The 25,788-nt window shown below is 71.9% G+C and carries 19 protein-coding genes and 1 pseudogene; 10 read left to right on the top strand and 10 right to left on the bottom strand.

What is annotated here, in order from left to right; genetic code table 11:
* Positions 1–4 precede the first annotated feature (4 nt).
* The 3 genes from cydB (at position 5) to ACWCPW_RS07320 (ending at position 6,266) form a co-directional block, all read left to right on the top strand.
* Positions 5–1,042 carry a cytochrome d ubiquinol oxidase subunit II gene (gene cydB, locus ACWCPW_RS07330; RefSeq protein WP_449760592.1) on the top strand — a complete coding sequence of 346 codons (1,038 nt, stop codon included), beginning with the start codon at positions 5–7 and terminating at the stop codon, positions 1,040–1,042.
* A 56-nt stretch (positions 1,043–1,098) separates the two neighbouring features.
* Positions 1,099–4,689 carry a thiol reductant ABC exporter subunit CydD gene (gene cydD, locus ACWCPW_RS07325; protein ID WP_449760591.1) on the top strand — a complete coding sequence of 1,197 codons (3,591 nt, stop codon included), beginning with the start codon at positions 1,099–1,101 and terminating at the stop codon, positions 4,687–4,689.
* 185 nt (positions 4,690–4,874) lie between these two features.
* Positions 4,875–6,266 (top strand): flotillin family protein, encoded by a 1,392-nt coding sequence (locus tag ACWCPW_RS07320; RefSeq protein WP_449760803.1) that lies wholly within the window; start codon positions 4,875–4,877, stop codon positions 6,264–6,266.
* Positions 6,267–6,340: 74 nt separating this feature from the next.
* Here ACWCPW_RS07320 and ACWCPW_RS07315 read toward each other — a convergent pair whose 3' ends face one another.
* Positions 6,341–6,997, bottom strand: a complete 657-nt coding sequence (locus ACWCPW_RS07315) for a response regulator (RefSeq protein WP_449760590.1) — start codon at positions 6,995–6,997, stop codon at positions 6,341–6,343.
* A 364-nt stretch (positions 6,998–7,361) separates the two neighbouring features.
* On the opposite strand from ACWCPW_RS07315, the gene pdhA reads away from it, so the two are divergent.
* The 4 genes from pdhA (at position 7,362) to ACWCPW_RS07295 (ending at position 12,366) form a co-directional block, all read left to right on the top strand.
* On the top strand, positions 7,362–8,489 hold the full coding sequence (gene pdhA, locus ACWCPW_RS07310) for a pyruvate dehydrogenase (acetyl-transferring) E1 component subunit alpha (RefSeq protein WP_449760589.1): 1,128 nt from the start codon (positions 7,362–7,364) through the stop codon (positions 8,487–8,489).
* Between the two features lie 35 nt (positions 8,490–8,524).
* A complete protein-coding gene (locus ACWCPW_RS07305; protein WP_449760802.1) occupies positions 8,525–9,490 on the top strand; it encodes an alpha-ketoacid dehydrogenase subunit beta in 966 nt (321 codons plus the stop codon).
* Entirely contained in the window at positions 9,487–10,914 is a 1,428-nt protein-coding gene (locus ACWCPW_RS07300; RefSeq protein WP_449760588.1) for a dihydrolipoamide acetyltransferase family protein, read from the top strand. The genes ACWCPW_RS07305 and ACWCPW_RS07300 overlap by 4 nt, the downstream gene beginning before the upstream one ends.
* 174 nt (positions 10,915–11,088) lie before the next feature.
* Entirely contained in the window at positions 11,089–12,366 is a 1,278-nt protein-coding gene (locus tag ACWCPW_RS07295; RefSeq protein ID WP_449760801.1) for an MFS transporter, read from the top strand.
* Between the two features lie 16 nt (positions 12,367–12,382).
* Here ACWCPW_RS07295 and ACWCPW_RS07290 read toward each other — a convergent pair whose 3' ends face one another.
* Entirely contained in the window at positions 12,383–13,195 is an 813-nt protein-coding gene (locus ACWCPW_RS07290) for a maleylpyruvate isomerase family mycothiol-dependent enzyme (RefSeq protein ID WP_449760587.1), read from the bottom strand.
* Between the two features lie 149 nt (positions 13,196–13,344).
* On the opposite strand from ACWCPW_RS07290, the gene ACWCPW_RS07285 reads away from it, so the two are divergent.
* Positions 13,345–14,118, top strand: a complete 774-nt coding sequence (locus ACWCPW_RS07285; RefSeq protein WP_449760586.1) for a carbon-nitrogen family hydrolase — start codon at positions 13,345–13,347, stop codon at positions 14,116–14,118.
* A gap of 22 nt (positions 14,119–14,140) precedes the next feature.
* Here the strand turns inward: ACWCPW_RS07285 and ACWCPW_RS07280 are convergent, their stop codons facing one another.
* From ACWCPW_RS07280 to ACWCPW_RS07270, 3 genes are all read right to left on the bottom strand, one after another.
* Complete coding sequence (locus ACWCPW_RS07280; protein WP_449760585.1) at positions 14,141–14,812, bottom strand: hypothetical protein; 672 nt, start codon at positions 14,810–14,812, stop codon at positions 14,141–14,143.
* An 11-nt stretch (positions 14,813–14,823) separates the two neighbouring features.
* On the bottom strand, positions 14,824–15,390 hold the full coding sequence (locus tag ACWCPW_RS07275; RefSeq protein WP_449760584.1) for a SigE family RNA polymerase sigma factor: 567 nt from the start codon (positions 15,388–15,390) through the stop codon (positions 14,824–14,826).
* A gap of 94 nt (positions 15,391–15,484) precedes the next feature.
* Positions 15,485–16,024 carry an LURP-one-related/scramblase family protein gene (locus tag ACWCPW_RS07270; RefSeq protein ID WP_449760583.1) on the bottom strand — a complete coding sequence of 180 codons (540 nt, stop codon included), beginning with the start codon at positions 16,022–16,024 and terminating at the stop codon, positions 15,485–15,487.
* A 170-nt stretch (positions 16,025–16,194) separates the two neighbouring features.
* Between ACWCPW_RS07270 and ACWCPW_RS07265 the strand changes: the two are divergent.
* Positions 16,195–17,643, top strand: a pseudogene (locus ACWCPW_RS07265) (thioredoxin-like domain-containing protein); the annotation flags it as partial.
* Positions 17,644–17,845: 202 nt separating this feature from the next.
* On the opposite strand, the gene ACWCPW_RS07260 reads toward ACWCPW_RS07265, so the two are convergent.
* From ACWCPW_RS07260 to ACWCPW_RS07250, 3 genes are all read right to left on the bottom strand, one after another.
* The gene (locus tag ACWCPW_RS07260; protein WP_449760582.1) at positions 17,846–18,148 is read right to left on the bottom strand and encodes a DUF6458 family protein; all 303 of its coding nucleotides are present in this window, start codon (positions 18,146–18,148) and stop codon (positions 17,846–17,848) included.
* 126 nt (positions 18,149–18,274) lie between these two features.
* Positions 18,275–19,561 (bottom strand): M18 family aminopeptidase, encoded by a 1,287-nt coding sequence (locus ACWCPW_RS07255; RefSeq protein ID WP_449760581.1) that lies wholly within the window; start codon positions 19,559–19,561, stop codon positions 18,275–18,277.
* 179 nt (positions 19,562–19,740) lie between these two features.
* On the bottom strand, positions 19,741–21,567 hold the full coding sequence (locus ACWCPW_RS07250) for an acyl-CoA dehydrogenase (protein ID WP_449760580.1): 1,827 nt from the start codon (positions 21,565–21,567) through the stop codon (positions 19,741–19,743).
* Positions 21,568–21,789: 222 nt separating this feature from the next.
* Here ACWCPW_RS07250 and ACWCPW_RS07245 point away from each other — a divergent pair, with 222 nt between their 5' ends.
* Entirely contained in the window at positions 21,790–22,188 is a 399-nt protein-coding gene (locus tag ACWCPW_RS07245) for an SseB family protein (RefSeq protein ID WP_020549161.1), read from the top strand.
* Between the two features lie 352 nt (positions 22,189–22,540).
* Here ACWCPW_RS07245 and ACWCPW_RS07240 read toward each other — a convergent pair whose 3' ends face one another.
* On the bottom strand, positions 22,541–23,701 hold the full coding sequence (locus ACWCPW_RS07240; protein WP_449760579.1) for an ABC transporter permease: 1,161 nt from the start codon (positions 23,699–23,701) through the stop codon (positions 22,541–22,543).
* A 98-nt stretch (positions 23,702–23,799) separates the two neighbouring features.
* A complete protein-coding gene (locus tag ACWCPW_RS07235) occupies positions 23,800–25,524 on the bottom strand; it encodes a peptidoglycan-binding protein (RefSeq protein WP_449760578.1) in 1,725 nt (574 codons plus the stop codon).
* Between the last annotated feature and the right edge of the window lie 264 nt (positions 25,525–25,788).

Below are 25,788 nucleotides of genomic sequence, written 5' to 3'. Positions count from 1 at the left end.
TGTCATGGGACTCAACGAATTCTGGTTCCTGCTGATCGCCGTCCTGTGGATCGGCTACTTCTTCCTCGAGGGCTTCGACTTCGGCGTGGGCATCCTGACCAAGCTGCTGGCCCGCGACGAGACCGAGCGCCGGGTGCTGATCAACACCATCGGCCCGGTGTGGGACGGCAACGAGGTCTGGCTGATCACCGCGGGCGGGGCCACCTTCGCGGCCTTTCCCGAGTGGTACGCCACCTTGTTCAGCGGCTTCTACCTGCCGCTGCTGCTGATCCTGGTCGCGCTGATCCTGCGCGGGGTCGCGTTCGAGTACCGGGCCAAGCGCGACGAGGACCGCTGGAAGCGCGGCTGGGAACAGGCGATCTTCTGGGGCTCGCTGGTGCCCGCGTTCCTGTGGGGGGTGGCCTTCGCGAACATCACCCGCGGGGTGAAGATCGACGCGGAGAAGGAGTACGTCGGCAACCTGCTCGACCTGCTCAACCCGTACGCGCTGCTCGGCGGCGTGGTCACCACGGTGCTGTTCACCTTTCACGGCGCGGTGTTCGTCGCGCTCAAGACCGACGGCGACATCCGGACCCGGGCCAACGCGCTGGCCGGGAAGCTCGGCCTGGCCACCGCCGTGCTCGCGACGGCGTTCCTGATCTGGACCCAGGCGCAGCACGGCAACGGCCGCACCCTGGCCGCGCTGATCGTCGCGGTGCTCGCCCTGGTCGCCGCGCTGGCGATGAACCGGATCGGCCGCGAGGGCTGGGCGTTCGCGCTGTCCGGCGTGACAGTGATCGCAGCGGTGGCGATGCTGTTCCTGTCGCTGTTCCCGAACGTGATGCCCTCCAGCCTGGACTCGGCGTGGAACCTGACCATCCACAACGCGTCCTCGACGCCGTACACGCTCAAGATCATGACCTGGGTCGCCGCGTTCATGACCCCGATCGTGCTGTGCTACCAGGCCTGGACGTACTGGGTGTTCCGCAAGCGGATCAGCACCCGGAGCATCCCGACCAAGCCGGCCTTCGGTGCCGCCGCGGCCGACCTGGTCGGCAAGTAGCGGACCGCGGCACCGTGTAGCACCGCGCCGAAGACGCACCGACGAAAGAGCGGCTCGTGAAGCCTGTAGACCCGCGCCTGCTGACCCACGCCCGTGCCACCCGGGGCTTTCTGGCCCTGACCGTGGTGCTGGGCACGGCGGGCGCGGGTCTCGTGCTCGTCCAGGCGGGCCTGCTCGCCCGGGTGATCGTGGCGGCCTTCGAGGAGGGGGCCGCGGTCGCCGACCTGTGGCCGGAGCTGGGCCTGCTGGCCGCGGTGGTCGCGGCCCGCTCGGCGATCTCCTGGCTCACCGAGGTGATCGCGCACCGCACCTCGGCGGCGGTGAAGTCGCAACTGCGCTCGCGACTGCTCGCGCACGTGGTCCGGCTCGGCCCGGCCTGGCTGAACAACGAACGCTCGGGCGAGCTGACCACGCTGGCCACCCGCGGGGTGGACGCGCTCGACGGCTACTTCGCGCGCTACCTGCCGCAGCTCGTGCTGTCCGTCACCGTGCCGGTGGCGGTGCTCGCGCGGGTGGTGTTCGGCGACTGGATCTCGGCGGTGACGATCGTGATCACCCTGCCGCTGATCCCGCTGTTCATGGCGCTGATCGGGATGGCCACACAAAAGTACATGGACCGGCAGTGGAGCGTGCTGAACCGGCTCGCCGGACACTTCCTGGACGTGGTCGCCGGGCTGCCCACGCTCAAGGTGTTCGGCCGGGCCAAGGCCCAGGCCGCGTCGATCCGCACGATCACCGACGACTACCGTCGGGCCACCCTGAAGACGCTGCGCATCGCGTTCCTGTCCTCGTTCGCGCTCGAACTGCTCGCCACCATCTCGGTCGCGCTGGTCGCGGTCGGTGTCGGCCTGCGCCTGGTCGACGGGGATCTGAGCCTGGAGACCGCGCTCGTGGTGCTGATCCTGGCGCCCGAGGCGTACCTGCCGCTGCGTCAGGTCGGCGCCGAGTACCACGCCAGCGTCGAGGGAGTGAGCGCCGCCGAGCGGGTGTTCGCGGTCCTGGAGAGCACACCGGAGGCACCCGCCGGGACCGCTCCGGTGCCCGACCCGCACTCGGCCGAGCTGGTACTGACCGGCCTGAGCGTGCGCCGGCCCGGCCGGACGGACGCGGCGCCGGCCGACCTGGACCTGACCGTGCGACCGGGCGAGACGATCGCGCTGACCGGACCGAGCGGGTGCGGCAAGTCCACCGTGCTCTCGGCGCTGCTCGGCTTCGTCCGGCCGACGGCGGGCCGGATCACCGTGGGCGGCGTGGACCTGGCCGAGCTGGACCCGGACGCGTGGCGGGCCCGGATCGCGTGGGTCCCGCAGCGGCCCTACCTGTTCGCGGGCACGATCGGCGCCAACGTACGCCTGGCCCGCCCGGACGCCGGCGACGCCGAGGTACACGACGCGCTGGTCGCGGCCGGGGCGGCCGACTTCGTCGAGGCCTCGGGCGGCCTGGAGGCGCCGCTCGGCGAGGACGGCGCGGGACTGTCCGCCGGGCAGCGGCAGCGCCTCGCGCTGGCCCGGGCGTTCCTGGCCGACCGGCCGATCCTGTTCCTGGACGAGCCGACCTCGAACCTGGACGGGGCCGGCGAGGCGGACATCGTCGACGCGGTCCGGCGGCTGGCGGTCGGCCGTACGGTCGTGCTGGTCGCGCATCGGCCGGCCCTGCTGCCGTTGGCCGACCGGGTGGTGGCCGTGGGCGCGGCGGCCGCGGCGGGGGCTTCGGAGGGGATTCCGGAGGGCGCGCACGCGGCGGTCGCGGCCCGGGCGCGGGTCGAGGCCTCGCGGGCGTCGGAGGCGTCGGGGGAGGGGCCAAAGGTCGAGCAGCCCGTCGAGCCATCCCCTCAGGAGCCTTTCGAGCCGCCCTTGGAGCCGCCTTCGGCGGATGTGTCGGTGGACGCCGGGACCGGTCCGGGCCGCCGACTGCTCGCGCTGGCCCGGCCGTTGCGCGGACGGCTCGCGCTCGCGGTGTTGTGCGGGGCGCTCGCGCTGGGCAGTTCGGTCGGGCTGATGGCCACCTCGGCGTGGTTGATCTCGCGCGCCTCGGAGCACCCGCCGGTACTCACCCTGATGGTCGCGGTGACCGGCGTGCGCGCGTTCGGTGTCTCGCGCGCGGTGTTCCGCTACGCCGAGCGGCTGATCGGGCACGACGCGGCGTTTCGGATCCTGGCCCGGCTGCGGGTGCGGGTCTACGAGCGGCTCGAGCGGCAGGCGCCCGCGGGACTGCCCGCGTTCCGGCGCGGCGACCTGCTCTCGCGACTGGTCACCGACGTGGACGCGGTACAGGACTTCTTCCTGCGCGCGCTGTTGCCCGCGTGCGTGGCGGCCGTGGTCGGCGCGGGCGCGGTGCTCACCGTCGCGCTGGTGCTGCCCGAGGCCGGCGCCGTCCTGCTGCTCGGCCTGCTCGCCGCCGGGATCCTGGTGCCGTGGCTGGCCGGCCGGGTCGCCCGGCGGGCCGAACGCCGGGTCGCCGCGGTCCGCGGCGAACTCGCCGGCGCCGTGGTCGACCTGCTGCGCGGCACCCCCGAACTGATCGCGGCGGGCCGCGCGCCCGCCCGGCTGGCCGAGGTGGACGCGGTGGACGCGCGGCTGCGCGCGACCGAGGCGGGGCAGGCCCGGGGCGCGGGCGTCGGGGCCGGGCTGGCCGCGCTGGTGTCCGGCGCGACGGTGTGGGCGTCCGCGCTGGTGGGCGTCGCGGCGGTGCACGCCGACCGGTTGAGCGGCGTGCTGCTCGCGCTGGTGGTGCTGACCCCGCTCGCCGCGTTCGAGGCCACCGTCGTGCTGCCCGCCGCCGGCCGGCACCTGCAGAGCTCGCGCCGGGCCGCCGCGCGGGTGTTCGAGGTGATCGACGCGCCGGAACCGGTGGCCGAGCCGGCCGCCCCGCGGGTGCTGCCCGCCGCGCCGCGCCCGCTGGTGGTGCGCGACCTGCACGCCCGCTGGACGCCGGACGGCCCGCCCGCACTGGCCGGCGTCGACCTCGAACTCACCCCGGGCAAGCGGCTCGCGGTGGTCGGGGCGAGCGGCTCGGGCAAGACCACGCTGGCCAACGTGCTGCTGCGCTTCCTGGACCCGGCCGCGGGATCGGTGACCCTGGCCGGCGTACCGATCACCGAACTGGACGGGGACGACGTGCGGCGGGTGATCGGGCTGTGCGCGCAGGACGCGCACGTCTTCGACAGCTCGCTGCGGGAGAACCTGCGACTGGCCCGCCCGGACTGCGACGAGGACGCGATCCGCGCGGCGCTGGCCCGGGCCCGGCTGCTGGACTGGGTCGACACGCTGCCCGAGGGGTTGGACACGATGGTCGGCGAGCACGGCGCGCGGCTGTCCGGCGGCCAGCGGCAACGACTCGCGCTGGCCCGCGCGCTGCTCGCCGACTTCGAGATCCTGCTGCTGGACGAGCCGGCCGAACACCTGGACCTGCCGACGGCCGACGCGCTGACCGCCGACCTGCTGGACGCGACCCGAGGACGCACCACACTGCTGGTGACCCACCGGCTCACCGGCCTGGACGCGGTGGACGAGATCCTCGTGCTGGCCCGGGGCCGAGTGCTGCAACGCGGTACGTGGGCGCACTTGAGCACCGCCCCCGGCCCGTTTCGGGAACTGCTGGAGCGCGAGCACGCGGTGGGCGCGGTCACGGCGACCACCTCGGTCTGAGCGCGGCCGGCAGGGACCGGCCCCGACCGGCCGGTGGGGTGCAACTGCCCCTGGGGAGCTCCCTCTTGGCGCGTACGGCGGTGGCGAGGACACTCCGGAACAGGCCAAAGGGGGAATGCTCCGTGCTCTACACCGTGCTCGCCGTGCTCGGTCTGCTCGTGATCCTGATCGTGGTCTTCAAACTCATGTGGCGCGTCGCCGAACCCAACGAGGCGCTCGTCATCTCCGGCTCCCGGCACCACACCGAGGGCCTGGGCGAGGGCATGGGATTTCGCATCGTCACCGGACGCGGCACGCTCGTGTTGCCGTTCGTGCAGGCGGTGCGCAAGCTCTCGCTGGATCTGAACGAGGCGGAGCTCTCGGTCGAATGCGTCACGACCCAGGGCATCCCGCTGCGCGTGCAGAGCGTGGTCATCTTCAAGATCGGCGACGACTACGTCTCGATCGCCAACGCGGCCCGCCGCTTCCTGGACCAGCAGAAGCAGATGGAGTCCCGGGTCCGCAAGGTGCTGGCGGGCCATCTGCGCTCGATCGTCGGCGGGTTGACCGTCGAGGACATGATCCGCGACCGGGAGAAGCTCACCGCGCACGTGCGCGCGGCCTCCGGATCGGACATGGAAAAGCTCGGGCTGATCGTGGACAGCCTGCAGATCCAGGAGATCGACGATCCGACCGGCTACATCAAGAACATGGCCGCGCCGCACACGGCCGCGGTGATCCGGGACGCGCGGATCGCCGAGGCGCTGGCCACCCGCAAGGCCACCGAGGCCGAGCAGGACGCCAAGGCGCGGATGGCCCAGGCCACCCGGGACAGCGAGATCCAGCAGGCCGGCTACCAGGCGGAGCGGGACGAGGCCACCGCGCGCTCGCGCCAGGCGGGCCCGCTCGCGGACGCCGCCGCCAAGCAGGAGGTGGTGGTCCAGGAGACCCGGGTCGCCGAGTTGGAGGCGATGCGACGCGAGCAGCAGCTTCAGGCGGACGTACGCAAGCCGGCCGACGCGAAGGCGTACGAGACCCGGACCAGGGCCCAGGCCGAGCGCGACGCGCGGATCTCGGCGGCCGAGGCGAGCGCCCGGGAGACCGAGTTGGCGGCGATCGCCGACGCGGAGGCGACGAAGGTACGCGGTCTGGCCGCCGCCGAGGCCACCCTGGCCACCGGCAAGGCGCAGGCCGAGGCGGCCAAGGCCAAGGGACTCGCCGAGGCGGCCGCGATCGCGGCCCGCGCGGCGGCGCTGGCCGAGAACCAGGAGGCCGTCGTCGCCCAACAACTCGCGGAGAACTGGCCGGAGATCGTCCGGGCCGGCGCCGAGGCCTTCGGCAACGTGGACCACATGGTCCTGCTCAACGGCGGCGACGGCATGGGCGACCTGTTCGCCAAGGCCCTGACCATGGGCGGCACGGGCCTGGGCATCGCCCGCCAACTCCTCGCCGCCACCAACGGCGCCCCCACCAAGCCGGCGCCCACCATCGACGTCAAGGAGTCCGTCCGCATCGAGGTGGAGGCGGACCCGGCCCCGGACCTCGAACCGACCCCGGACCACCCGGACCTCGTCCTCGCCAAGACCCCGGACAACTGACCCACCCCGTCACGCCGGAGCCGGACCCCCGCACGGGGTCCGGCTCCGGCGGTTTCCCGGCCGTGTCGAGCGGGCTACCGTCCCTGTTCCGCCTTCTGGCGGGCCACGTAGGCCGCTGCCTGGGTGCGGCGTTCCATGCCGAGTTTGGCGAGGAGGCTGGAGACGTAGTTCTTGACCGTCTTCTCGGCCAGGTGCATCTCGGTGCCGATCTGGCGGTTGGTCATGCCCTCGCCGATCAGGTCCAGGATGCGGCGCTCCTGGTCGCTCAGGGCCGCCAGGCGCTCGTCGCCTCGGGTGCCGCCGCGCAGGCGTTCCAGGACGCGGGCGGTGGCCGCCGGGTCGAGCAGCGACTTGCCGGCGGCCACGTCGCGCACCGCGCCGACCAGGTCGGAGCCGCGGATGTCCTTCAGCACGTAGCCGGAGGCGCCCGCCATGATCGCGTCGAACAGCGCCTCGTCGTCGGAGAACGAGGTGAGCATCAGACAGCGCACCTCCGGCAGTTGCGAGCGGATCTCGCGACACACCTCGACCCCGCTCCCGTCGGGGAGTCGCACGTCGAGCACCGCGACCTGCGGTCGGGTCGCCGGGATGCGCACCAGCGCCTCGGCGGCGGTGCCGGCCTCGCCGATCACGTCGATGTCGTCCTCGAGCGACAACAACTCGTGCACACCCCGACGCACCACTTCGTGATCATCGAGGAGGAATACCCGGATACTGCCTTGATCGCTCACTTGTACAGGTTCGCACGCACATCGTCCGGGGTCTCGGTGACACCGCCGGAAGGGTTGGGAACGGGTCGCGTCCGCGGCCTTTTGTCGGGGAGCGACAAACAGCGCCGCCACGTTCGGGCCGGTCGCCACTACGTGCCGGGCGGACTGGTGGGTAACGTTGCGGTGTGCGGTTTCCGAACCGCATGCCTGTGCGCAGGTGCCTCCCGGATTCACCCGGGAATTCCTAGGAAATCCTAGGAAGTACAGCCACCAATCGCCGTGTCTGCACATCAAGGTAGCCGCGCACACCCCGCGCGGAACCGGGCCCGGCGATCCGGACCCGGTCCACGGCGACCCCGCGGACCGGACAGACGGAGGAGAGAACGTGGCAGTGGACAGTACGGACGGGACATTGTTTCCGCCCGAATCCGGAGCCGGTCCAGAACTGATCCAGTTGCTCACCCCCGAGGGTGAGCGGGTCGAGCACCCCGAATACTCGATCGACCTGTCCGACGACGAATACCTGGGTCTGTACCGTGACCTGGTTCTGGTGCGTCGCTTCGACGCCGAGGCCACCGCGTTGCAACGCCAGGGCGAACTGGGCCTGTGGGCCTCTCTGCTCGGCCAGGAGGCCGCGCAGATCGGATCGGGCCGTGCGCTGAACCCGGACGACTATGTGTTTCCCACCTACCGTGAGCACGGCGTCGCGTGGTGTCGCGGCGTGGATCCGTTGAATCTGCTCGGGATGTTCCGCGGCGTCAACAACGGTGGTTGGGATCCCCGCGAGAACAATTTCCATCTCTACACGATCGTCATCGGCGCGCAGACCCTGCACGGTGTCGGATACGCGATGGGCCTGCAACGCGACGGAGGCGACGGCGCGGTCGTCACCTATTTCGGTGACGGCGCCTCCAGCCAGGGCGATGTCAACGAGGCATTCACGTTCGCCGCGGTGTTCAACGCCCCCGTGGTGTTCTTCTGCCAGAACAATCAGTGGGCCATCTCCGAACCCAACGAACGACAGATGAAGGTGCCGCTGTATCGGCGCGCCGCCGGATTCGGCTTTCCCGGAGTTCGGGTCGACGGAAACGACGTGCTCGCGTGTCTCGCGGTGACCAGGGCGGCATTGGCCCGGGCCCGGCGCGGCGAGGGCCCGATGCTGATCGAGGCGTTCACCTACCGAATGGGCGCGCACACCACTTCCGACGACCCCACCCGCTATCGGTTGAACGCGGAACTCGAGGAGTGGAAGCACAAGGACCCGATCGAACGGCTCAAGGCATACCTGCACAAGCAGGGAATCGCCGACGCCGCCTTCTTCGCCGCGCTGGAGGCCGAGAGCGAGGAACTGGGCAAGCGCGTACGCAACGGTGTGCGCACGATGCCGGATCCGGATCCGGTGTCGATGTTCGCGCACGTGTACGCCGATCCGCACACGCTCGTGGACCGGGAACGGGCCGAGTTCGAGGCTTATCACGCGTCCTTCGTCGACGCCGGGGAGGACGGGCACTGATGGCTCCCGCACAGTCGACGGGCACGACCCGTCAGATGTCGATGGTGCAGGCGCTCAACACGGGACTGCGCAAGTCCCTGGAGAGCGACCCCAAGGTTTTGATCATGGGCGAGGACATCGGCAAGCTCGGCGGTGTCTTCCGGGTCACCGACGGTTTGCAGAAGGACTTCGGCGAGGACCGGGTGGTGGACACCCCGCTCGCCGAGTCCGGCATCGTCGGCACCGCGATCGGCCTGGCCCTGGCCGGCTACCGGCCGGTCGTGGAGATCCAGTTCGACGGCTTCGTCTACCCCGCGTACGACCAGATCGTCACCCAACTGGCCAAGATGCACGCGCGTTCGCTCGGCTACGTCCGGCTGCCGATCGTGATCCGCATCCCCTTCGGCGGCGGGATCGGCGCGGTCGAGCACCACAGCGAGTCGCCCGAGGCGTACTTCGCGCACACCGCGGGCCTGCGGGTGGTGTCCTGCTCGAACCCGGTGGACGCCTACTGGATGATCCAGCAGGCGATCGCCTCCGACGACCCGGTGATCTTCCTGGAGCCCAAGCGGCGCTACTGGACCAAGGCCGAGGTGGACACCGCGGCGACGCCGGACCCGCTGTACGGCTCCCGCCTGGTCCGCCCGGGCGACGCGTGCACCGTGGTGGCCTACGGGCCGATGGTGGCGACCTGCCTGGAGGCCGCCGCGGCCGCCGCCGAGGAGGGGCGCGAGTTGGAGGTGATCGACCTGCGTTCGTTGTCCCCGCTGGACTTCGACGCGGTCGAGGAGTCGGTCAAGCGCACCGGTCACCTCGTGGTCGTGCACGAGGCCCCCTCCTTCCTGGGCATCGGTGCGGAGGTCGCCGCGACCATCACCGAGCGCTGCTTCTACCACCTTCAGGCGCCGGTGCTCCGGGTCGGCGGCTATCACACGCCGTATCCGCCGTCCCGGGTCGAGGAGGAGTACCTCCCCGACCTGGACCGTGTGCTCGATGCCGTCGACCGCTCCCTGGCCTGGTGAGGAATCCCGTGTCCGAGGTGAAGAAGTTCCTGATGCCCGACGTCGGCGAGGGCCTCGAAGAGGCCGACATCGTCGTATGGCACGTCAAGGTCGGCGACGAGGTGAGCGATGGCCAGGTCATGGTCGAGGTGGAGACGGCGAAGGCCCTGGTCGAGCTGCCGTGTCCGTTCGACGGGGTGGTGACCGAACTCCTGGCCGCCGAGGGCGACACGGTCGCGGTCGGCGCGCCGATCATCGCCGTGGCGCCGAGCGGTACGCCCGTGCTCACCGGCGCCGGCGCGGCCGAACCGGCCGACACCCGGCAGGAGGCGCTCGCGGCGGATCTCGTGCCCGAACCGGCCGAGTCCACCGAGATCGCCGCCGGCGCGGAGCCGGAGAAGAAGGACACCCGTACGGCGGTGCTGGTCGGCTACGGCGTGCGCACCACGTCCGGCCGGCGACGGGCCCGCAGGACCGACACCCCCGCGCCCGCGGTCCACGCGGCCAACGGTTCGGGCCACGCGGGCCCGCCGACGTCGGGCTCGCCCGGCAACGGCTCGATCGCGCTCGCCAAGCCGCCGGTCCGCAAACTGGCCCGGGACCTGGGCGTGGATCTCGCGTCCGTGCGGCCCTCCGGCCCCGGTGGCACCGTCACGCGCGAGGACGTGCACGCCGCCGCGCGTCCGGCGCCGGCCACCGCGGCCCCGGCCGCCTTCGCGGCGACCGGGCCGGGCGAGAGCGTCGCGGGCGAGCGCCGCGTCCCGGTCAAGGGCGTGCGCAAGGCGACTGCCCAGGCGATGGTGGCCAGCGCGTTCTCCGCGCCGCACGTCACCGAGTGGGTGACGGTCGACGTGACCCGCACGGTCAGGCTGGTGCGCAAGCTGCGCGAGATGCCCGACTTCGCGGACACCAAGGTGAGTCCGCTGCTCCTGGTCGCCCGGGCACTGCTCGTGGCGATCGCCCGTCATCCGGAGATCAACGCCTCCTGGGACGAGCCGAACCAGGAGATCGTCATCCGCGATCGCGTCAACCTGGGCATCGCCGCCGCGACGCCGCGCGGGTTGATCGTGCCGAACATCAAGGACGCGGGCGGCAAGAGCCTGGTCGCGCTGGCCGGCGCGCTCACCGAGCTGGTGGCCACCGCCCGGGACGGGCGCACCTCGCCGGCCGACATGGCCGGCGGCACGGTCACCATCACCAACGTGGGCGTGTTCGGGGTGGACGGCGGTACGCCGATCCTCAACCCGGGCGAGGCCGCGATCCTGGCGGTGGGCGCGATCCGTGAGCAGCCGTGGGTGCACAAGGGCAAGGTCAAGCCCCGGCAGGTGACCACGCTCTCGTTGTCCTTCGACCACCGGATGGTGGACGGCGAGTTGGGCTCGCGGGTGCTGGCCGACGTGGCCCAGATGCTGGAGCGGCCGAAGTTGCTGTTCGTGCGCGGCTGACCGTTCGTTGCCACCGCGCGCGGTTCGCGCGCGGTGCGCGTACGGCCCTGCGGCCGGGCCTGTTTCCGGGGCCCGGCCGTACGTATGTCCGGGGGCGTCCCCTAATGTGTATGTACTGTGAAACCATCCGCGGATCCCGCCCCCTTCCGGCCCGGTGGAAGTCTCGCCTGGATCATGTGGGCGGTCGCGGCCTCGGTATACGTCGTCGCGGTCTTTCATCGCAGCAGCCTGGGTGTGGCCGGGATCGACGCGCAGGAGCGGTTCGGGGTCTCCGCGTCGCAGTTGTCGCTGTTCCCGATGCTGCAACTGCTCGTCTACGCCGGCCTCCAGATACCCGTCGGCGCGCTCACCGACCGGTTCGGGGCCAAGCGGGTGCTCGCCTGCGGCCTGGTGCTGATGACGGCGGGTCAGTTCACCTTCGCGTTCGCGCACGGTTTCACCGGCGCCGTGCTCGCCCGGGTGCTGGTCGGCATGGGCGACGCGATGACCTTCGTCAGCGTGTTGCGGGTGGTGGCGGTGTGGTTCCCGGCGAACCGCGTCGCCGTACTGACCCAGTTGACCGCGCTGCTCGGGATGGCCGGCAACCTCGCCGGCGCCACACCGCTGGCCGGGGCGCTGCACGCGTTCGGCTGGAGCCGGACCTTCGCGGTCTCCGCCGGGGTGGGCGTGGCGGTGCTGATCGTGGTCCTGTTCGTGCTGCGCGACAATCCCGGCGGGGCGAGCCGGGCGCGGCCGGCCGGTGGGCCGGGCATGTGGTCCCAGGTCCGCGCGGCGTGGGCCGAACCGGGCACCCGGCTGGGCCTGTGGGCGCACTGGGCGTGCGGCTGCCTGCCGCAGGTCTTCCTGATGTTGTGGGGCTTCCCGTTCCTGGTCGAGGGCCAGGAACTGGCCAAGGGCACCGCGAGCGCGCTGCTCACCGTCGCGATCGTGATCAACATGCTCGCGTGCCTGGTGGTCGGCCCGCTGGTGACCCGCCGGCCGGGCAGCAGGCTGGTGTTGTGCGTGGGCCAGCCGGTGCTGGCCGCGGTGTTGTGGGCGGCCGTGCTGATCCCGAGCGAGCCCTCGCCGCTGTGGCTGCTGGTCGTGCTCGCGCTGGTGATCGGCCCGGGCGGGGCGCTGTCCCTGGTCGGCATGGAGTTCGCCCGGGCGGGCAACCCGCCGCAGCGGCTGGGCACGGTCTCGGGCATCGTCAACGTCGGCGGGTTCGCCGCCGCGACCCTGTGCCTGTTCGCGATCGGCCTGGTCCTGGACCTGGTCGAGCCGAGTGAGGGCGCGCACGGCCTGAACGCCTATCGTGTCGCGATGGCCGTCCAGGCCGTGCCCGTGCTGCTGGGCGTGGTCCAGGTGTTGCGCTACGCCCGCAAGGTCGCCGGTCGCGGTCGCGCGACCGAACCCGTGTGCGTGGTGGCCGGGCGGGTGCCGGAACGCGAAAGTGTCCCCGACGCCGGCTGACGCCCGCCCGACCCGCTCACGGCGTGACGGCCATGTTGTCCAGGATGCGCCGCGCGAGGTCGGGGTCGCCCTCGATCTTGGCGTCGGCCCGGGCGGCCGCGACGCGACCGCACATCAGCCGTACGAACGTCTCCCAGTCGGTGGAGATCGTCACCAGCGGTCCCAGCGGGACCCGCCCGTCCAGCCGGCCCCGGCCGCTCTCGTCGACGGTGACCGTGCGCATGAACTCCACCGGCCCGGTCACGTCGAACACCACCGACGCCCCGGCCGGCGCCTTGGCGTCCTTGGCCACCACCCGGGCCAGCCCGGTCAGCAGGAAGTCGCGGGTGATCAGCGCGGCGGGCGAGTCCAGGTTGCCGGGCATCCCGATCGCGCGCCGCACGTCCTGTTCGTGCACCCACACGTCGAACACCCGCTGGGTGAGCAGGAACCGGTACGGGACGCTGCGGCCCATGATGCCGCGCACCTCCTCCTCCGGGCCGCGGTCGCACTCGTCGAGCATCCGGCGCCGACGCAGGATCACGTACTCCAACTCGCCGGTCATCTCCGGTGAGGTGTGGCAGCGCCGGACGTCCACGGGTATCTCGGTGTAGCGGCTGAACTCGTCGTGCACGTGCCGCAGATCGCGCGGCAGCGTGTGGATCGGTCGGGGATCGCCGAGCAGTTCGAGCTCGATCCCGATCACGTGCGACACGATGTCGCGGACCGACCAGCCCGGACATTCGGTCGCGCTGCTCCACCGGCCCTCGGTCAGGGTGGAGACCAGATCTTTGAGGGAGCGAACCGAGTGCTCCCAGGCGTCGGCGTGCGTTTTCAGGTCGTTGCTCACGTACTACCTCTTGTCGCTGCGTCGTCGGTCGACGGGACGGGTGCGACCGTTGCTTTGACGTGGTCCCGGATCCTGGCAGGCACGTTACGCTGCCGAAGATCCTGCGGTCAGCCCGTTCGCGGGAAGCAAGCGGTGTAGGTGAGGGGAAAGTGCGCGTTTCGCTCGTACAACTCGACGTCGACCCGACGGTGCCCGCCCAGGACCGCCTGGCCGAGGTCTCCGCCCTGGTCCGAAGCCGGCGCGGCGACCACCTGGTGGTGCTGCCCGAGTTGTGGCTGCACACCGGCTGGGTCTACGACGACTGGGAGGCGGGCGCCGAAGGGGTGCGCGGACCCGTCGCCCAGACCATGGCCCGCGCGGCCCGCGACGCCGGCGTGTGGCTGCACGCCGGCAGCATCATCGAGCGCGGCGCGGATCGAAACCTGTACAACACCTCGCTGGTCTTCGACCCGGACGGCACGCTGCGCGGCACATACCGCAAGATCCACCGCTTCGGCTTCACCGGCGGCGAGGCCGCGTTGATCTCGCGCGGCACCGAGATCGCGCAGGTGCGCATGCCGTGGGCCGAGGTGGGCCTGGCGACCTGCTACGACCTGCGCTTCCCGGAGCTGTTCCGGCGGATCCTGGACGCGGGCGCGGAAGTGCTGGTGCTGCCCGCCGCGTGGCCTGCGCGGCGGATCGAGCACTGGCGGGTGTTGTCCCGCGCCCGCGCGATCGAGAACCAGATGTTCGTGCTCGCCTGCAACACGACGGGCACCCAGGGCGGCGAGGCGATGGGCGGCCACAGCATGGTGATCGACCCGTGGGGCGAGATCGTCGCCGAGGCGGGCACCGAGGCGACCGTGCTCACCGCCGAGATCGACCCGGCGCTGGTGGCCAAGACCCGGGAGGACTTCCCGGTCCTGCGGAACCGGGTGTTCTGAGCGCGTTCGCGCCGCGGCGGTGCTACAGGCGGGTGTTCCGCACCTCCTTGCCCGCCGCGTCGTACGCCTTGAGCTCGTACGCGGGGTCGGACGTGCGCGCGGTCACCACGAGTACGTAGACGCGCGTGGTGGGGTCGATCTGCACGGGCCGGATCACCACCGGCTCCCGGTGACCCCGCCAGGTGACCTCCAAGTGGTCCACGTCCGGGGACACCTCGGCCTGGAACACCGCCGCGTACAGGTTCGCCTCGCCCGTCACCGGCCCGGTCGTGCCGCCGCCGCCGAAGCGGTTCCGGTCGGCCGCCTTGTCCTGGGCGGTTCGACCGGGCCGGCTGTCGCACATCTTCGGCATCTCGCTGAACACCTGCCGCTCGAGCTCCTCGAAACAGGTCCGCTCCGGACCCTCCGTCCAGGCCCGAAACCTCCACGGCTTCCCGGCCACCACACCCGCGCCCACGATGTCCGGACCCGCGCCGGGCGGCCTGGTGCCGCCGTCGACGGAGACGATGTCCGTGGACCTGCCGTCCTCGTCCAGCACACCCTCGGCGATCACCGCGCCGCCGCCGCCCACCACCAGCGCGGTCGCCACGGCCGCCCCCACCGTGAACCCGCGCCGGCCGCGCCGCCTGCCCGCCCGCTCGATCGCCGCCTGCGCCGTGGGCGGGGTCAGCTCCGTCGCTCGAATCTCCGCCATGAAGGCCTCCCTCAGTGCGGTGCCGTCGTCGGCCATGGCCGCACCTCCGTGTCCGAAGTAGAGGGGGTTTCCGTCTGACATGGGATCAGATCGGCCAGTTGGGGATCCTTGCGGAGCTGGGCGAGCCCCTTGAACGTCTGACTGCGCACCGTACCCACCGTGCACCCGAGGATCTGCGCGACCTCGGACTCCGAGCGGTCCTCCCAGTAGCGCAACACCACCGCCGCCCGTCGACCCGCCGGCAACCGGGCCAACGCGGCCATCAGCACGCTGCGTTCGGCCACCCCGCCGGTCGGATCGGGCCCGGCGCGGTCCGGCATCCGGTCGGTGAGAAAGTGCGTCACCCGACGTCGACGGACCCGGGACAGATTGGTGTTCACCAGAATGCGGCGCACGTAGGCGTCCGGATTCTCCACCTCGGCCACCCGCGCCCAGGACGTGTACGTCTTGGTCAGCGTGGTCTGGGCCAGGTCCTCGGCCTCGTCGCGATCGCCGCACAGCAGGTACGCGGTGCGCACCAGGGCTGTTCGACGGTCCTCGACGAAGGCCCGGAACTCGTCTTCCCCATGGGATCTCAACCGTGCCCCCTTCCACCCGAACAGACGTGTGGAAGGGGCTCGTTCTATGCCGCGCCCCGCGACCCGCCGCCGCGAACGTCGAGCCGTCCCCGGATCAGTCGTCGTCCTCGCCGCTCAACCGGTCCACGCACACCGCGATCGCGATGATCAGCGCATGGTCCCACCCCGGTGCGATGTCGACGCCGTAGGTGTCCCGCACCCGCAGCCACTTGCGGGTGATCTGCGCGACCGGCCCGTTCGGCCCGGCGATCCCGTACTCGTGGTGGAACATGTCGCCGCGCACCGAGAGTTCGACGCCGACCGCGAGGTCGACCTCGAACGCCTCGTGCAGCGGGGTGAACATCTTCTTGCGCACCGTGGCGACCGTCTCGCCGGTGGCGTCCTCGACCTTCATCGCGTGATGGATGCTCATGATCTTCTTCTTCACGGTCGCCAGGACCGTGCCGGCGGTGTCCTTGAGCTCCAGCCGGTCGTGCAGGGTCAGCGCCTTGCCGTCGACCAGGTAGACCTTCTCGCCGGATTCCGTCGTGACCCAGAAGTCGTCGCCGATCGCGAACATCTTCTCGCGCACGAGATAGCGCCCGGGAGCCACTCCCGGATAGAGCTGGGCTCCGTCGTACTCGTCCCCGAACACTGTGCCTCCACGATGACTACGCGTTGTCGGGCAGACTGCCCGAAATGCCGGCGTTCAGTCGTGCCGGGCGCGCCGGGACGCGGCCGCGGATACACCCGGTTGGGTGGGGTGCGGCCCGTACACGCGCCGGCCGGCGGCCTGTGGCCGACCCGGATGGTTCACTTCGAACCATGAGCAGCACCGCGCGCCGAGCCCGGGTCCGGGCCCCCGAGTTGTCCGGTTCCGGCGGCTGGATCAACACCGACGGCCCCGGCCCGACGCTGGCCCAACTGCGCGGGCGGATCGTGGTGCTGGACTTCTGGACCTCGGCGTGCGTGAACTGCCACCACGTGCTGGCCGAGTTGCGGCCGATCGAGGAGCGCCACCGCGAGGTGCTGACCGTGATCGGCGTGCACTCGCCCAAGTTCGAACACGAGGCCGAGCACGGCACGGTGGTCTGCGCGGTGCAGCGACACGAACTGCGGCACCCGGTCCTGGACGACCCCGAGCTGAGCACCTGGAAGCAGTACGCGGTGCACGCGTGGCCGACCCTGGTGGTGGTCGACCCGGAGGGCTACGTGGTCGCGCAACTGTCCGGTGAGGGCCACGCCGGCGAACTCGAGGTGATGATCGCCGACCTGGTGGTCGAACACGAGGGCAAGGGCACGCTGCGCCGGGCCGCCGAGGAGTTCGAGCGGTCCGAGAGCCCGCGCACCGACCTGCGCTTCCCGGGCCACCTGCTGCGGCTGCCCTCCGGGGCGCTGCTGGTCGCGGACACCGGGCACCACTCGCTGGCCGAGCTGTCCGACGACGGCCGTACGGTGCTGCGCCGGATCGGCACCGGGCGCCGCGGACTGCTCGACGGCGGGCCCCGGCACGCGATGCTGGCCGAGCCGCACGGCATGGCCCTGCTGCCGCCCGAGGTGGCCGCGCACGTGCGGTACGACGTCGTGGTCGCGGACACCGCCAATCACGCGCTGCGCGGCGTCTCGCTGGCCACCGGTTCGATCCGCACCGTCGCGGGCACCGGGCGCCCGCGCCGACGCGGCACCGAGGACCACGGCGCGGCCCGCACGATCGACCTCTCCAGCCCGTGGGACGTCGCGTGGTTCGGCGGTCGGATCATCGTGGCGATGGCGGGTGTGCACCAGCTCTGGGAGTTCGACCCGGTGGGCGAGGGGGTCGGGGTACTGGCCGGCACCACCGACGAGGGCATGGAGGACGGGCCGGTCGACACCGCCAGCTTCGCCCAGCCCTGTGGCCTGGCCGTCTCGCCCGACCAGCACACGTTGTGGGTGGTGGACGCGGAGAGTTCGGCGCTGCGTCGGCTGGTGGACGGCGCGATCGAGACCGTGGTCGGCCGAGGGCTGTTCGACTTCGGCCTGCGGGACGGCCCGGCCGAGCACGCGCTGTTCCAACACCCCCTGGGCGTGGACACGTTGCCGGACGGCTCGGTGGTGGTCGCGGACACCTACAACGGCGCGCTGCGCCGCTACGACCCCGCGGACGGGTTCGTCTCGACCCTGGTCGAGGGCCTGACCGAGCCGGCCGCGGTGGCGGTGGTCGCGGATCTGGACGAGGACCTCTACCTGACCGTGGTGGAATCCTCCGCCCACCGGGTCCACAAGCTGCGCATGCCGCACACGTGACGTCGGCGGCCGGGGCGACCCGCCGACCCGCGTCGCCGTGTTTGCGTGCGCTCGGCCGACCCGAGCGGTCGTTCGCGCGAACGCTGGTGCCCCGCACCGTGGTTCCCGTGAACGGCGACGACCGCGGCTCCGGAGCGGGAGGGGGGAGGACTCCGGAGTCGCGGTCGTCAGGGGGGTGGTGCCGAAATGGTCCTCAGCGTCGGTAGTAGCGGCGGGTCGGCCGCTCCTCGACGATCCGCTCGACGGGCGGCTCGACGTAGCCGCCCACCACCGGCGGCTGCGTGTAGCCGGCCGGCGGCGGGTTCAGCGGCACTTCGCGGCGCCGCGGGCCCCACACCATCAGGAACAGCGCGATGCCCACGACTCCGGTGATCATCAGTACGACACCGACCACGTCGAGGTTGACCCCGGACACGCTCCAGTCGGTGGCGAAGGTCAGGATCGCGCCCACCGCGATCAACAGGATGCCCGCTCCGATGCCCATGAGTTCGTTCACTCCGATCCGCTGACGTGCGGCGGGTACGCGCTGTGCCCGACTTGCCTGTCGGCTCGCGCCTACCCGGAGTCCCCCGAACCATGCCCACCGATTCGCGGCGGCGTTCGGCCCCGGTGCGGCCCTCGCTCAGCCCTCCAGGAACGCGGCGGCGGCCGAGGCGAGCAGGAACGGGTCGTCGGCGCCGCACAGTTCACGGGAGGAGTGCATGGACAGGCACGCGGCGCCGACGTCCACGGTCTCGATGCCCAGCCGGGTCGCGGTGATCGGGCCGATGGTCGAGCCGCAGGGGATCGAGTTGATCCCGACGAAGATCTGCGAGGGCACCCCGGCACGTTCGCAGGCCGCGGTCCACACCGCCCGGCCGCGCGCGTCGGTGGCGTAGCGCTGGTTGGTGTTCACCTTCAGGATCGGGCCGCCGTTCGGCACCGGGTGGTGGCCCGGCTCGTGCCGGAGGGCGTAGTTGGGGTGCACGGCGTGGCCGACGTCGCTGGAGAGGTGGAACGAGTCGGCGAACGCGCGGGCGCGGTCCTGGGACGACCCGCCGCGGGCGCTGACGATCCGGCTCAGCACCGTCTCCAGGAGCGGCCCGGCCGCGCCCGTGGTCGACTCGCTGCCGGTCTCCTCGTGGTCGAACGCGCCGAGCACCGGGATGTGCGCGACGCCGTCGTGCGCGGCCGCGAGCAGCGCGGCCAGCCCCGCGTGCACCGACAGCAGGTTGTCCAGCCGGGGCGACGCGAGCAGTTCGCGATCGCGCCCGAGATAGCTGGGCCGTTGCACGTCGTGGACCATCAGGTCCCACCCGGTGACGTCGCCGGCGGCGACCCCGGCCTCCTCGGCCACGAACCGGATCAGCGCGCCCTCGTCGACCGGGCCCAGCCCCCAGATCGGGGTCATGTGCTGCTGCTTGTCCAACTTCAGGCCCGCGTCGTTGACCGAGCGGTCGAGATGGATCGCCAACTGCGGCACACGCAGCAGCGGTCGGTCCACGAACACCAGGTGCTCGCCGCCGTCGCGCAGCACGATCCGGCCGGACAGACCGAGGTCGCGGTCGAGCCAGGAGTTGAGCAGCGGCCCGCCGTAGATCTCGACGGCGACCTGCCGCCAGCCGACCGCCCCGGTGTCGGGCAGCGGCTTGACCCGCAGGGTCGGCGAGTCGGTGTGCGCCCCCACGATCCGGAAGCCGCGCGTGCTCTCGGTGCCCTCCGGTACGTACCAGGCCACGATCGCGCCTCCGCGCAGCACGTACCGCCCGCCGGCCCCGCCGTCCCACGCGGCCGTCTCCACCAGCCGCCGGAAGCCCGCGGCCTCCAGCCGCGCGGCCACGTTCGCCGCCGCGTGGTACGGGGACGGACTGGCCGCGACGAACTCGATCAAGTCGTCGGTGTGACTCCGGTCGAAGCGAGGCGAGGGCATACATACTCCAAGGTCCACGGCCGCCCGGCCGCGAAGATCGTCACGGTCTCTCCGCCCCGAGACTACGCCCCACCCAGAGCGTCACCGCCGCGCGCTCCCGGCCCCGCGGCCGCACGAAACGGGCCGGCGGCGAGGTCGTCCACAGGACGCCCTCGCCGCCGGCCCGATCCGCCGAAGGACTAGAAAGCCGCTTCCGGGAGTTCCATGATCGCGTTGTCGATCTGCTCCACCATCAGGCGTTGCGGCGTCAGCAGCGGCAGGATCTCGCGGGCGAAGTGCTTCGCCGCGGCCACCTTGCCCCGGTAGAACGCCTCGTCCCGACCGGGCGTGCCGGCCAGCTTCGTCAGCGCGACCGAGGCCTGACGCAGCAGCAGCCAGGAGACCACCAGGTCACCGGCGGCGATCAGGAGCCGCGTGGTGTTCTGGCCGACCTTGTAGATCGAGTCGATCTCCTGCTCGGACGCCATCAGTTGGTTGATCATCGCGGCGACCATGCCCTGGACGTCCTCGGCGGCGGTCGCGAGCAGCCCGACCTCGGCGGCCAGTTCGCCCTCGGCGTGCGCGGCGATGAATTCCTGGATCTCGCCGGCCACCACGGTCAGCGCCTTGCCCTGGTCGCGGACGATCTTCCGGAAGAAGAAGTCCTGACCCTGGATCGCGGTGGTGCCCTCGTAGAGGGTGTCGATCTTGGCGTCCCGGATGTACTGCTCGATCGGGTATTCCTGGAGGAAGCCCGAGCCGCCGAAGGTCTGCAGCGACTGCGCGAGCTGCTCGTACGACTTCTCCGAGCCGTAGCCCTTGACGATCGGCAGCAGCAGGTCGTTGACCCGGTCCGCGGTCTCGTCGCTCCCGCCGGCGAGCGCGGCGCCCTCGATCCGGTCCTGCCACGAGGAGGTGTACAGCACGAGCGCGCGCATGCCCTCGACGTACGCCTTCTGGGTGAGCAGCGAGCGGCGCACGTCCGGGTGGTGGGTGATGGTCACGCGCGGCGCGGCCTTGTTCGTCATCTGCGCGAGGTCGGCGCCCTGGTAGCGCTCCTTCGCGTACTCGAGCGCGTTGAGGTAGCCGGTGGACAGCGTCGCGATGGCCTTCGTGCCGACCATCATCCGGGCGTACTCGATGATCTTGAACATCTGCGCGATGCCGCTGTGCACCTCGCCGACCAGCGTGCCCACCGCCGGGACGCCGTGCTCGCCGAAGGTGAGCTCGCAGGTCGTGGAGACCTTGAGGCCCATCTTGTGCTCGACGTTGGTGACGAAGGCGCCGTTGCGCTCGCCGGGCTCGCCGGTCTCCGGGTCGAAGTGGAACTTCGGCACCACGAACAGCGACAGGCCCTTGGTGCCGGGACCGGCACCCTCCGGGCGCGCGAGCACCAGGTGGATGATGTTCTCGGTCATGTCCTGGTCACCCGAGGTGATGAAGCGCTTGACGCCCTGGATGTGCCAGGTGCCGTCCTCCTGCCGGACCGCCTTGGTGCGCCCCGCGCCGACGTCCGAACCCGCGTCGGGCTCGGTCAGCACCATCGTGGAACCCCACTGGCGGTCGACCATGAAGCCGGCGACCTTGCGCTGCTCCTCGGTGCCGAGCGTGTGCAGCACCTGGGCGAAGTCGGGGCCCGCCGCGTACATCCACAGCGCCGGGTTGGCGCCGAGCACCAGCTCGGCCACCGACCAGCGCAGCGAACGCGGGCAGTTGGTGCCGCCCATGCTCTCGGGGAGCGCGAGGCGCCACCACTCCGAGTCCATGTAGGCCTTGTACGACTTCTTGAACGCCTCGGGCAGCGTGGCCGAGTGTGTCGCGGGGTCGAACACGGGTGGGTTGCGGTCGCCCTCCGCGAACGAATCGGCGAGGTCGTTCACGGCGAGGCGTTCGACCTCGGCCAGGATCGACCTGGCGGTATCGACGTCCATTTCCGCGAACGGACCCGTGCCATAGACCTGCTCGCGCCCGAAGACCTCGAACAGGTTGAACTCCAGGTCGCGGAGATTCGACTTGTAGTGACCCATGACAGGCTCCGCCCGTGGTTGCGTCTCGTGGACTGCGCTGACTGAACTGAACTGAACGACCGAACTGAACTGGGACCCAGTGTACTGGTCAGTAACATAATGATCGTACCCATGGGTAACTTTTTCAATGCCCGAGAGGTTCCCATCCGGTTACCACCAGGTACATGTGACCGTCTCGGCGGAGGGCTCAAACCCGGGCCGCGGACCCGCTAGCCTCGTGGTGTGTACGGCTACGCAACGGAAGAATCCCAGGCCCGGGCGGAGGCGCCGGCGCTCACCGACGCCGTGCGCGCGTTCGCCACGGGCGTCATGAACGGCGAGGACTTCCAGTCCATCTTCATAGCGTCGAAGGTCTTCTGCCCGAGAGGTGATCGCCCGGGCTTCCTGGCCCTGCACAACACCCCCGAGCCGGTGATCCCGATGTTCAGCTCCCTCGCCGAACTCAAGAAGTACGCCGGTGAGGAGTCGCGCCACTTCACGGTCACCGGTGCCGAGGTGCTCGACCTGCTCCCCAACGGCTACGGCTTCGTGCTCGACCTCGACGGCGAACACCGGGTGATGTTCGACGCGAAGGCCATAGAGCAGATGATCGCCTTCGCGATGCGCCGGATGTACGGCTGAGCCGTCCGTTCGACCCGAGCGGCGTGCACGGCCGAACGCGCCGACGATCGTGCCGCTCGGAGCACCGACGGTGACCGCGGGGTCGCGTTTCGTCGATGTCGGGCGGTCGAGGGTCGGCGCGCTCGGGACGATGCCTCGATCAGGCCGGACGATGGCCGTGGTTGGCTCTGTTCTTGCGACGGGACTTGCGCTTGCGGGTCTTCCTCGACATCGCGCCCCCTTGCTCGTCGTGCCGCATGCTTACCCGCGCCCGGTCCGCGTTCATGCCCGGAGTTCCACGCGACCGGCGACCGGCGACCGGCGACCGGCGACCCGCGACGTCGAACGCCGGCCCGACCCCGACGCCCTCGGCTCAGCGGCGCAGCGCGGCGGCGGGTCGGATCCGGGCGGCGTGCCACGCGGGGGGCAGGCCGGCGAGGAGCCCGATGGCGAGGCCGATCAGGGGTCCCGCGGCGAGCATGGCGGGGTCGACGACCGCGGGCCAGTGTCGCGCGGCGGCGGTGACGACGATGGTGATCGCCCCCAGGGAGGTGCCGACGAGGCCGCCCAGCGCCCCGAGGCCGGCGGATTCGAGGAGGAATCGGCAGGCGATGTCGCGGCTCCCGGCGCCGAGGGCGCGGCGCAGGCCGATCTCGGGGGTGCGTTCCTGGACGGCGACCAAAGTGGTCCCGGCGATGCCGACGGCGCCGATGAGCAGGCAGAGCCCGGCCAGGAGGAGGAACGGCCCGGCGCGGTCGCCGGTGCCGTGGCCGCGCAGGGTGCCCGGATCGGGCGGCGGGATCGGCCGGAACGCGTCGACGGCGTCGGGGCGCAGTGCGTACGGGGCTTCGCCGGCGACCTGGCGGGCGGCGCCGTTCCTCGTGGTGACCAGCATCCTGGCCCGGTCGGCGCCGCCGGGCGGGCCGTAGACGCGTTCGGCGGTGGTGCGGGGGATGAGTACGGACCGGAGCAGGTCGGCCCGGCGGTCGGCGCCGGCGAGGATGCCGACGACGGTGAACGGGGTGTCGCCGACGAACACGGCCGGGGCGGTGTCCAGGCTGCCGACGCCGAGGTGCTCGGCGACGTCCGCGCCCAGGACGGCCACCTGTTCGGCGCGCCCGTCGTGGAAGGTGTCGTAGCCGCGGCCGGTCGCCCAGTGCGGCCCGGCGGCCCGGAGGAAGCCGGGAGAGGCGGCGAGGACGGGGATCCGCGGGGCGTTCGGGTCGCCGCCGACGGGAGCGGCGCGCACTTCGGTGCCCGGCGGCAGTTCGACCGTCCACTGCACACCGGCGTGTTCGACGCCGTTGAGGGCGCCGACGCGCCGGTCGGCGTCGGCGGTGAACATCAGCGGCTCGTGGGCGGGGTCGGCGCCGCCGGTGTCCTCGATGATCACCTCGGTGGCGGCGCGGACGTCGAAGCGGTCGTCGAGCCGACGGTCGGCACCGGCGGTCAGGCCCACGACGGCGACGAGGGTGCCCACGCCCAGGACGGTGCCCAGGGCGGTGAGGATCGAGCGGGCCGGTCGACGGAGCATGTCGGCGAGGGCCTGGGAGCACAACGCGCGCAGGCGTCGGCGGGACCGGGCGGTCCGCTGTACCGGCTCGCCGGTCGGCGACGGCCGGGCCCCGCCCGTCACGGGTGCGCGCCGGCGCGGACGGGTGCCGCGACCTTGCGGTTCGCGCCGACCACCACGCGGTCGCCCGGGGCCAACGCGCCGGCCATCGGCGCCACCTCCACGTATCCGTCGCCGGAGGTGCCCGCACGGATCTCCACCCGCCGCCGGGCGCCGCCCGATTCGAGCACCGTCAACATGGTCCGGCCGTCCGCGCCCGCGGACACCGCGGAAACCGGCACGACCAGCACGGGGCCGTCCGACGAGGTCGCCTCGATGGTCAGCCGTACCTCGCGGCCCGCCAGTTCGGGATCCAACGCCGCCGTGGGCACGACGAGCACCGGATAGCCCTCGCCGCCGGCCGCCGGCGTGGCGGCGACACCCTGCGCGGAGCCCTCGTCGTTCGCGGCGGCCGGGGTGTCCGCGATCGACCGGACCTCGCCGGTCGCCTCGATTCCGGACGACTCGGCCAGGATCCGCACCCTCAGGCCGGGTCGTACCAGGACCTTCTCGTGCGGCGCCAACGATCCCCGCACGACCGCATCCCCGACCGAGAGCGTCAGGGCCTTGTCCCGCATCTCGTCGCCGACGACCGCCTTCATCGTGTCGACCCGGGCGGGGAAGCGGCCCAGGAACACCACCTCGGCCGCGGGCACCATCGCGCCGGCCTTGTCCCGGAGCTCGGCCAGCGTGGTCCTCGCCCTGGCCAGATCCTCGTTCGCGTAACGCACCTGCCGAGCCGCGGCCGCCGACGCGCCGGCCTTCGACCCGCTTGAGGTCGACCCACCCGATGTCGATCCGCTTGAGGTCGACCCGCTTGAGGTCGATCCACTTGAGGTCGACCCGCTTGAGGTTGACCCGCTCGATGTCGATCCGCTCGAGGTTGACCCGCTCGATGTCGATCCGCTCGATGTCGACCCACCTGAGGTCAACCCAGCCGAGGTCGACCCGCCCTCCGTCGACGCGGCGCCCGTCGACCCACTCGACGTCGACGCGGCGCCCGTCGACGTCGTGTCGCCCGCCTCGACCCAGTCCCCCGCCCCCGCTCCGTCCCCGTCCCTGGCCCGGGCCAACGCGCGTTCCGCGGCGGTGACCCGGTCCTCGGCGGCCGCGATCGCGTCGTCCCCGCTCGTCATCGGCGCGTCGTATCCGGCCGCCCGGTAGAACTCCGCCACGGCCGCCCGCGTCCCGGGCCCGTAGGTTCCCGCCCGGTCCGTCCCGACCCGGTACCCGAGTCCCTTCAACGCGGCCTGCAACTGCTCGACATCGCGGCCCTCGCCGCCCGGCCGCAGATCCCGGTACACCGGCAACTCCCCGGGCAGCACGAAGACCGGCCGCCCGGACACCTCCAGCAGCACCTGCCCGGCCTCGACCACGTCCCCGGCCCGGACCCGAACCCCAGTCACCACCGGTTTCGTCGTACCGCCGCCGTCCCCGCCCCCGCTCGTCGACACCCGGGGCGCCACCGTGACCGTGTGCTCCGCCCCGACCGTCCCGCGCAGCACCACGGTGTCCGTGAGCACCCGGCGTTCCACCGTCGCCGAGATCACCGATCGAGCCGGCGCCTTGGCCTGGGCGGCCCGCTCCTCGGGCGACCGGACGAATCGTGCGGCCGTCCATCCGCCGACGATCGACACCAGCGCGATCACGACCAGCACGATCAGGACGCGCCGCCGGCGTGTCTCGGGCGTGCGCGCGGGGGCGGATTCCGGCTCGACCGGGTCGAATCCGAGGTCACGGGACATTCCGATGGCAATCCTCGCTTCGCGCAGAGCGACACCACCGCCCACTCGGCGGTTGCCACCCAGACTGCCAAGCCGAAGCCGTGCCCCGCACGCGGACGCGCGGTCGATCGCGCGGTCGTCCACCGCATGGCCGATACCCGGACCGCCACGCGTGCGGCTTCTCGCCGCCCCACCGGTACCCGATCGTCGACGCCTCGGCGGGCGGGCCGGCCGGAGGACGCCGAAGCGCCGACGATCGGGTGCGGCGCGCCCACACGCGCGGCG

This window comes from Embleya sp. NPDC001921 (assembly GCF_053594475.1).
The sequence above is the reverse complement of the archived record's forward strand: the minus strand, read 5'-3'. Positions and strand labels throughout refer to the sequence as shown.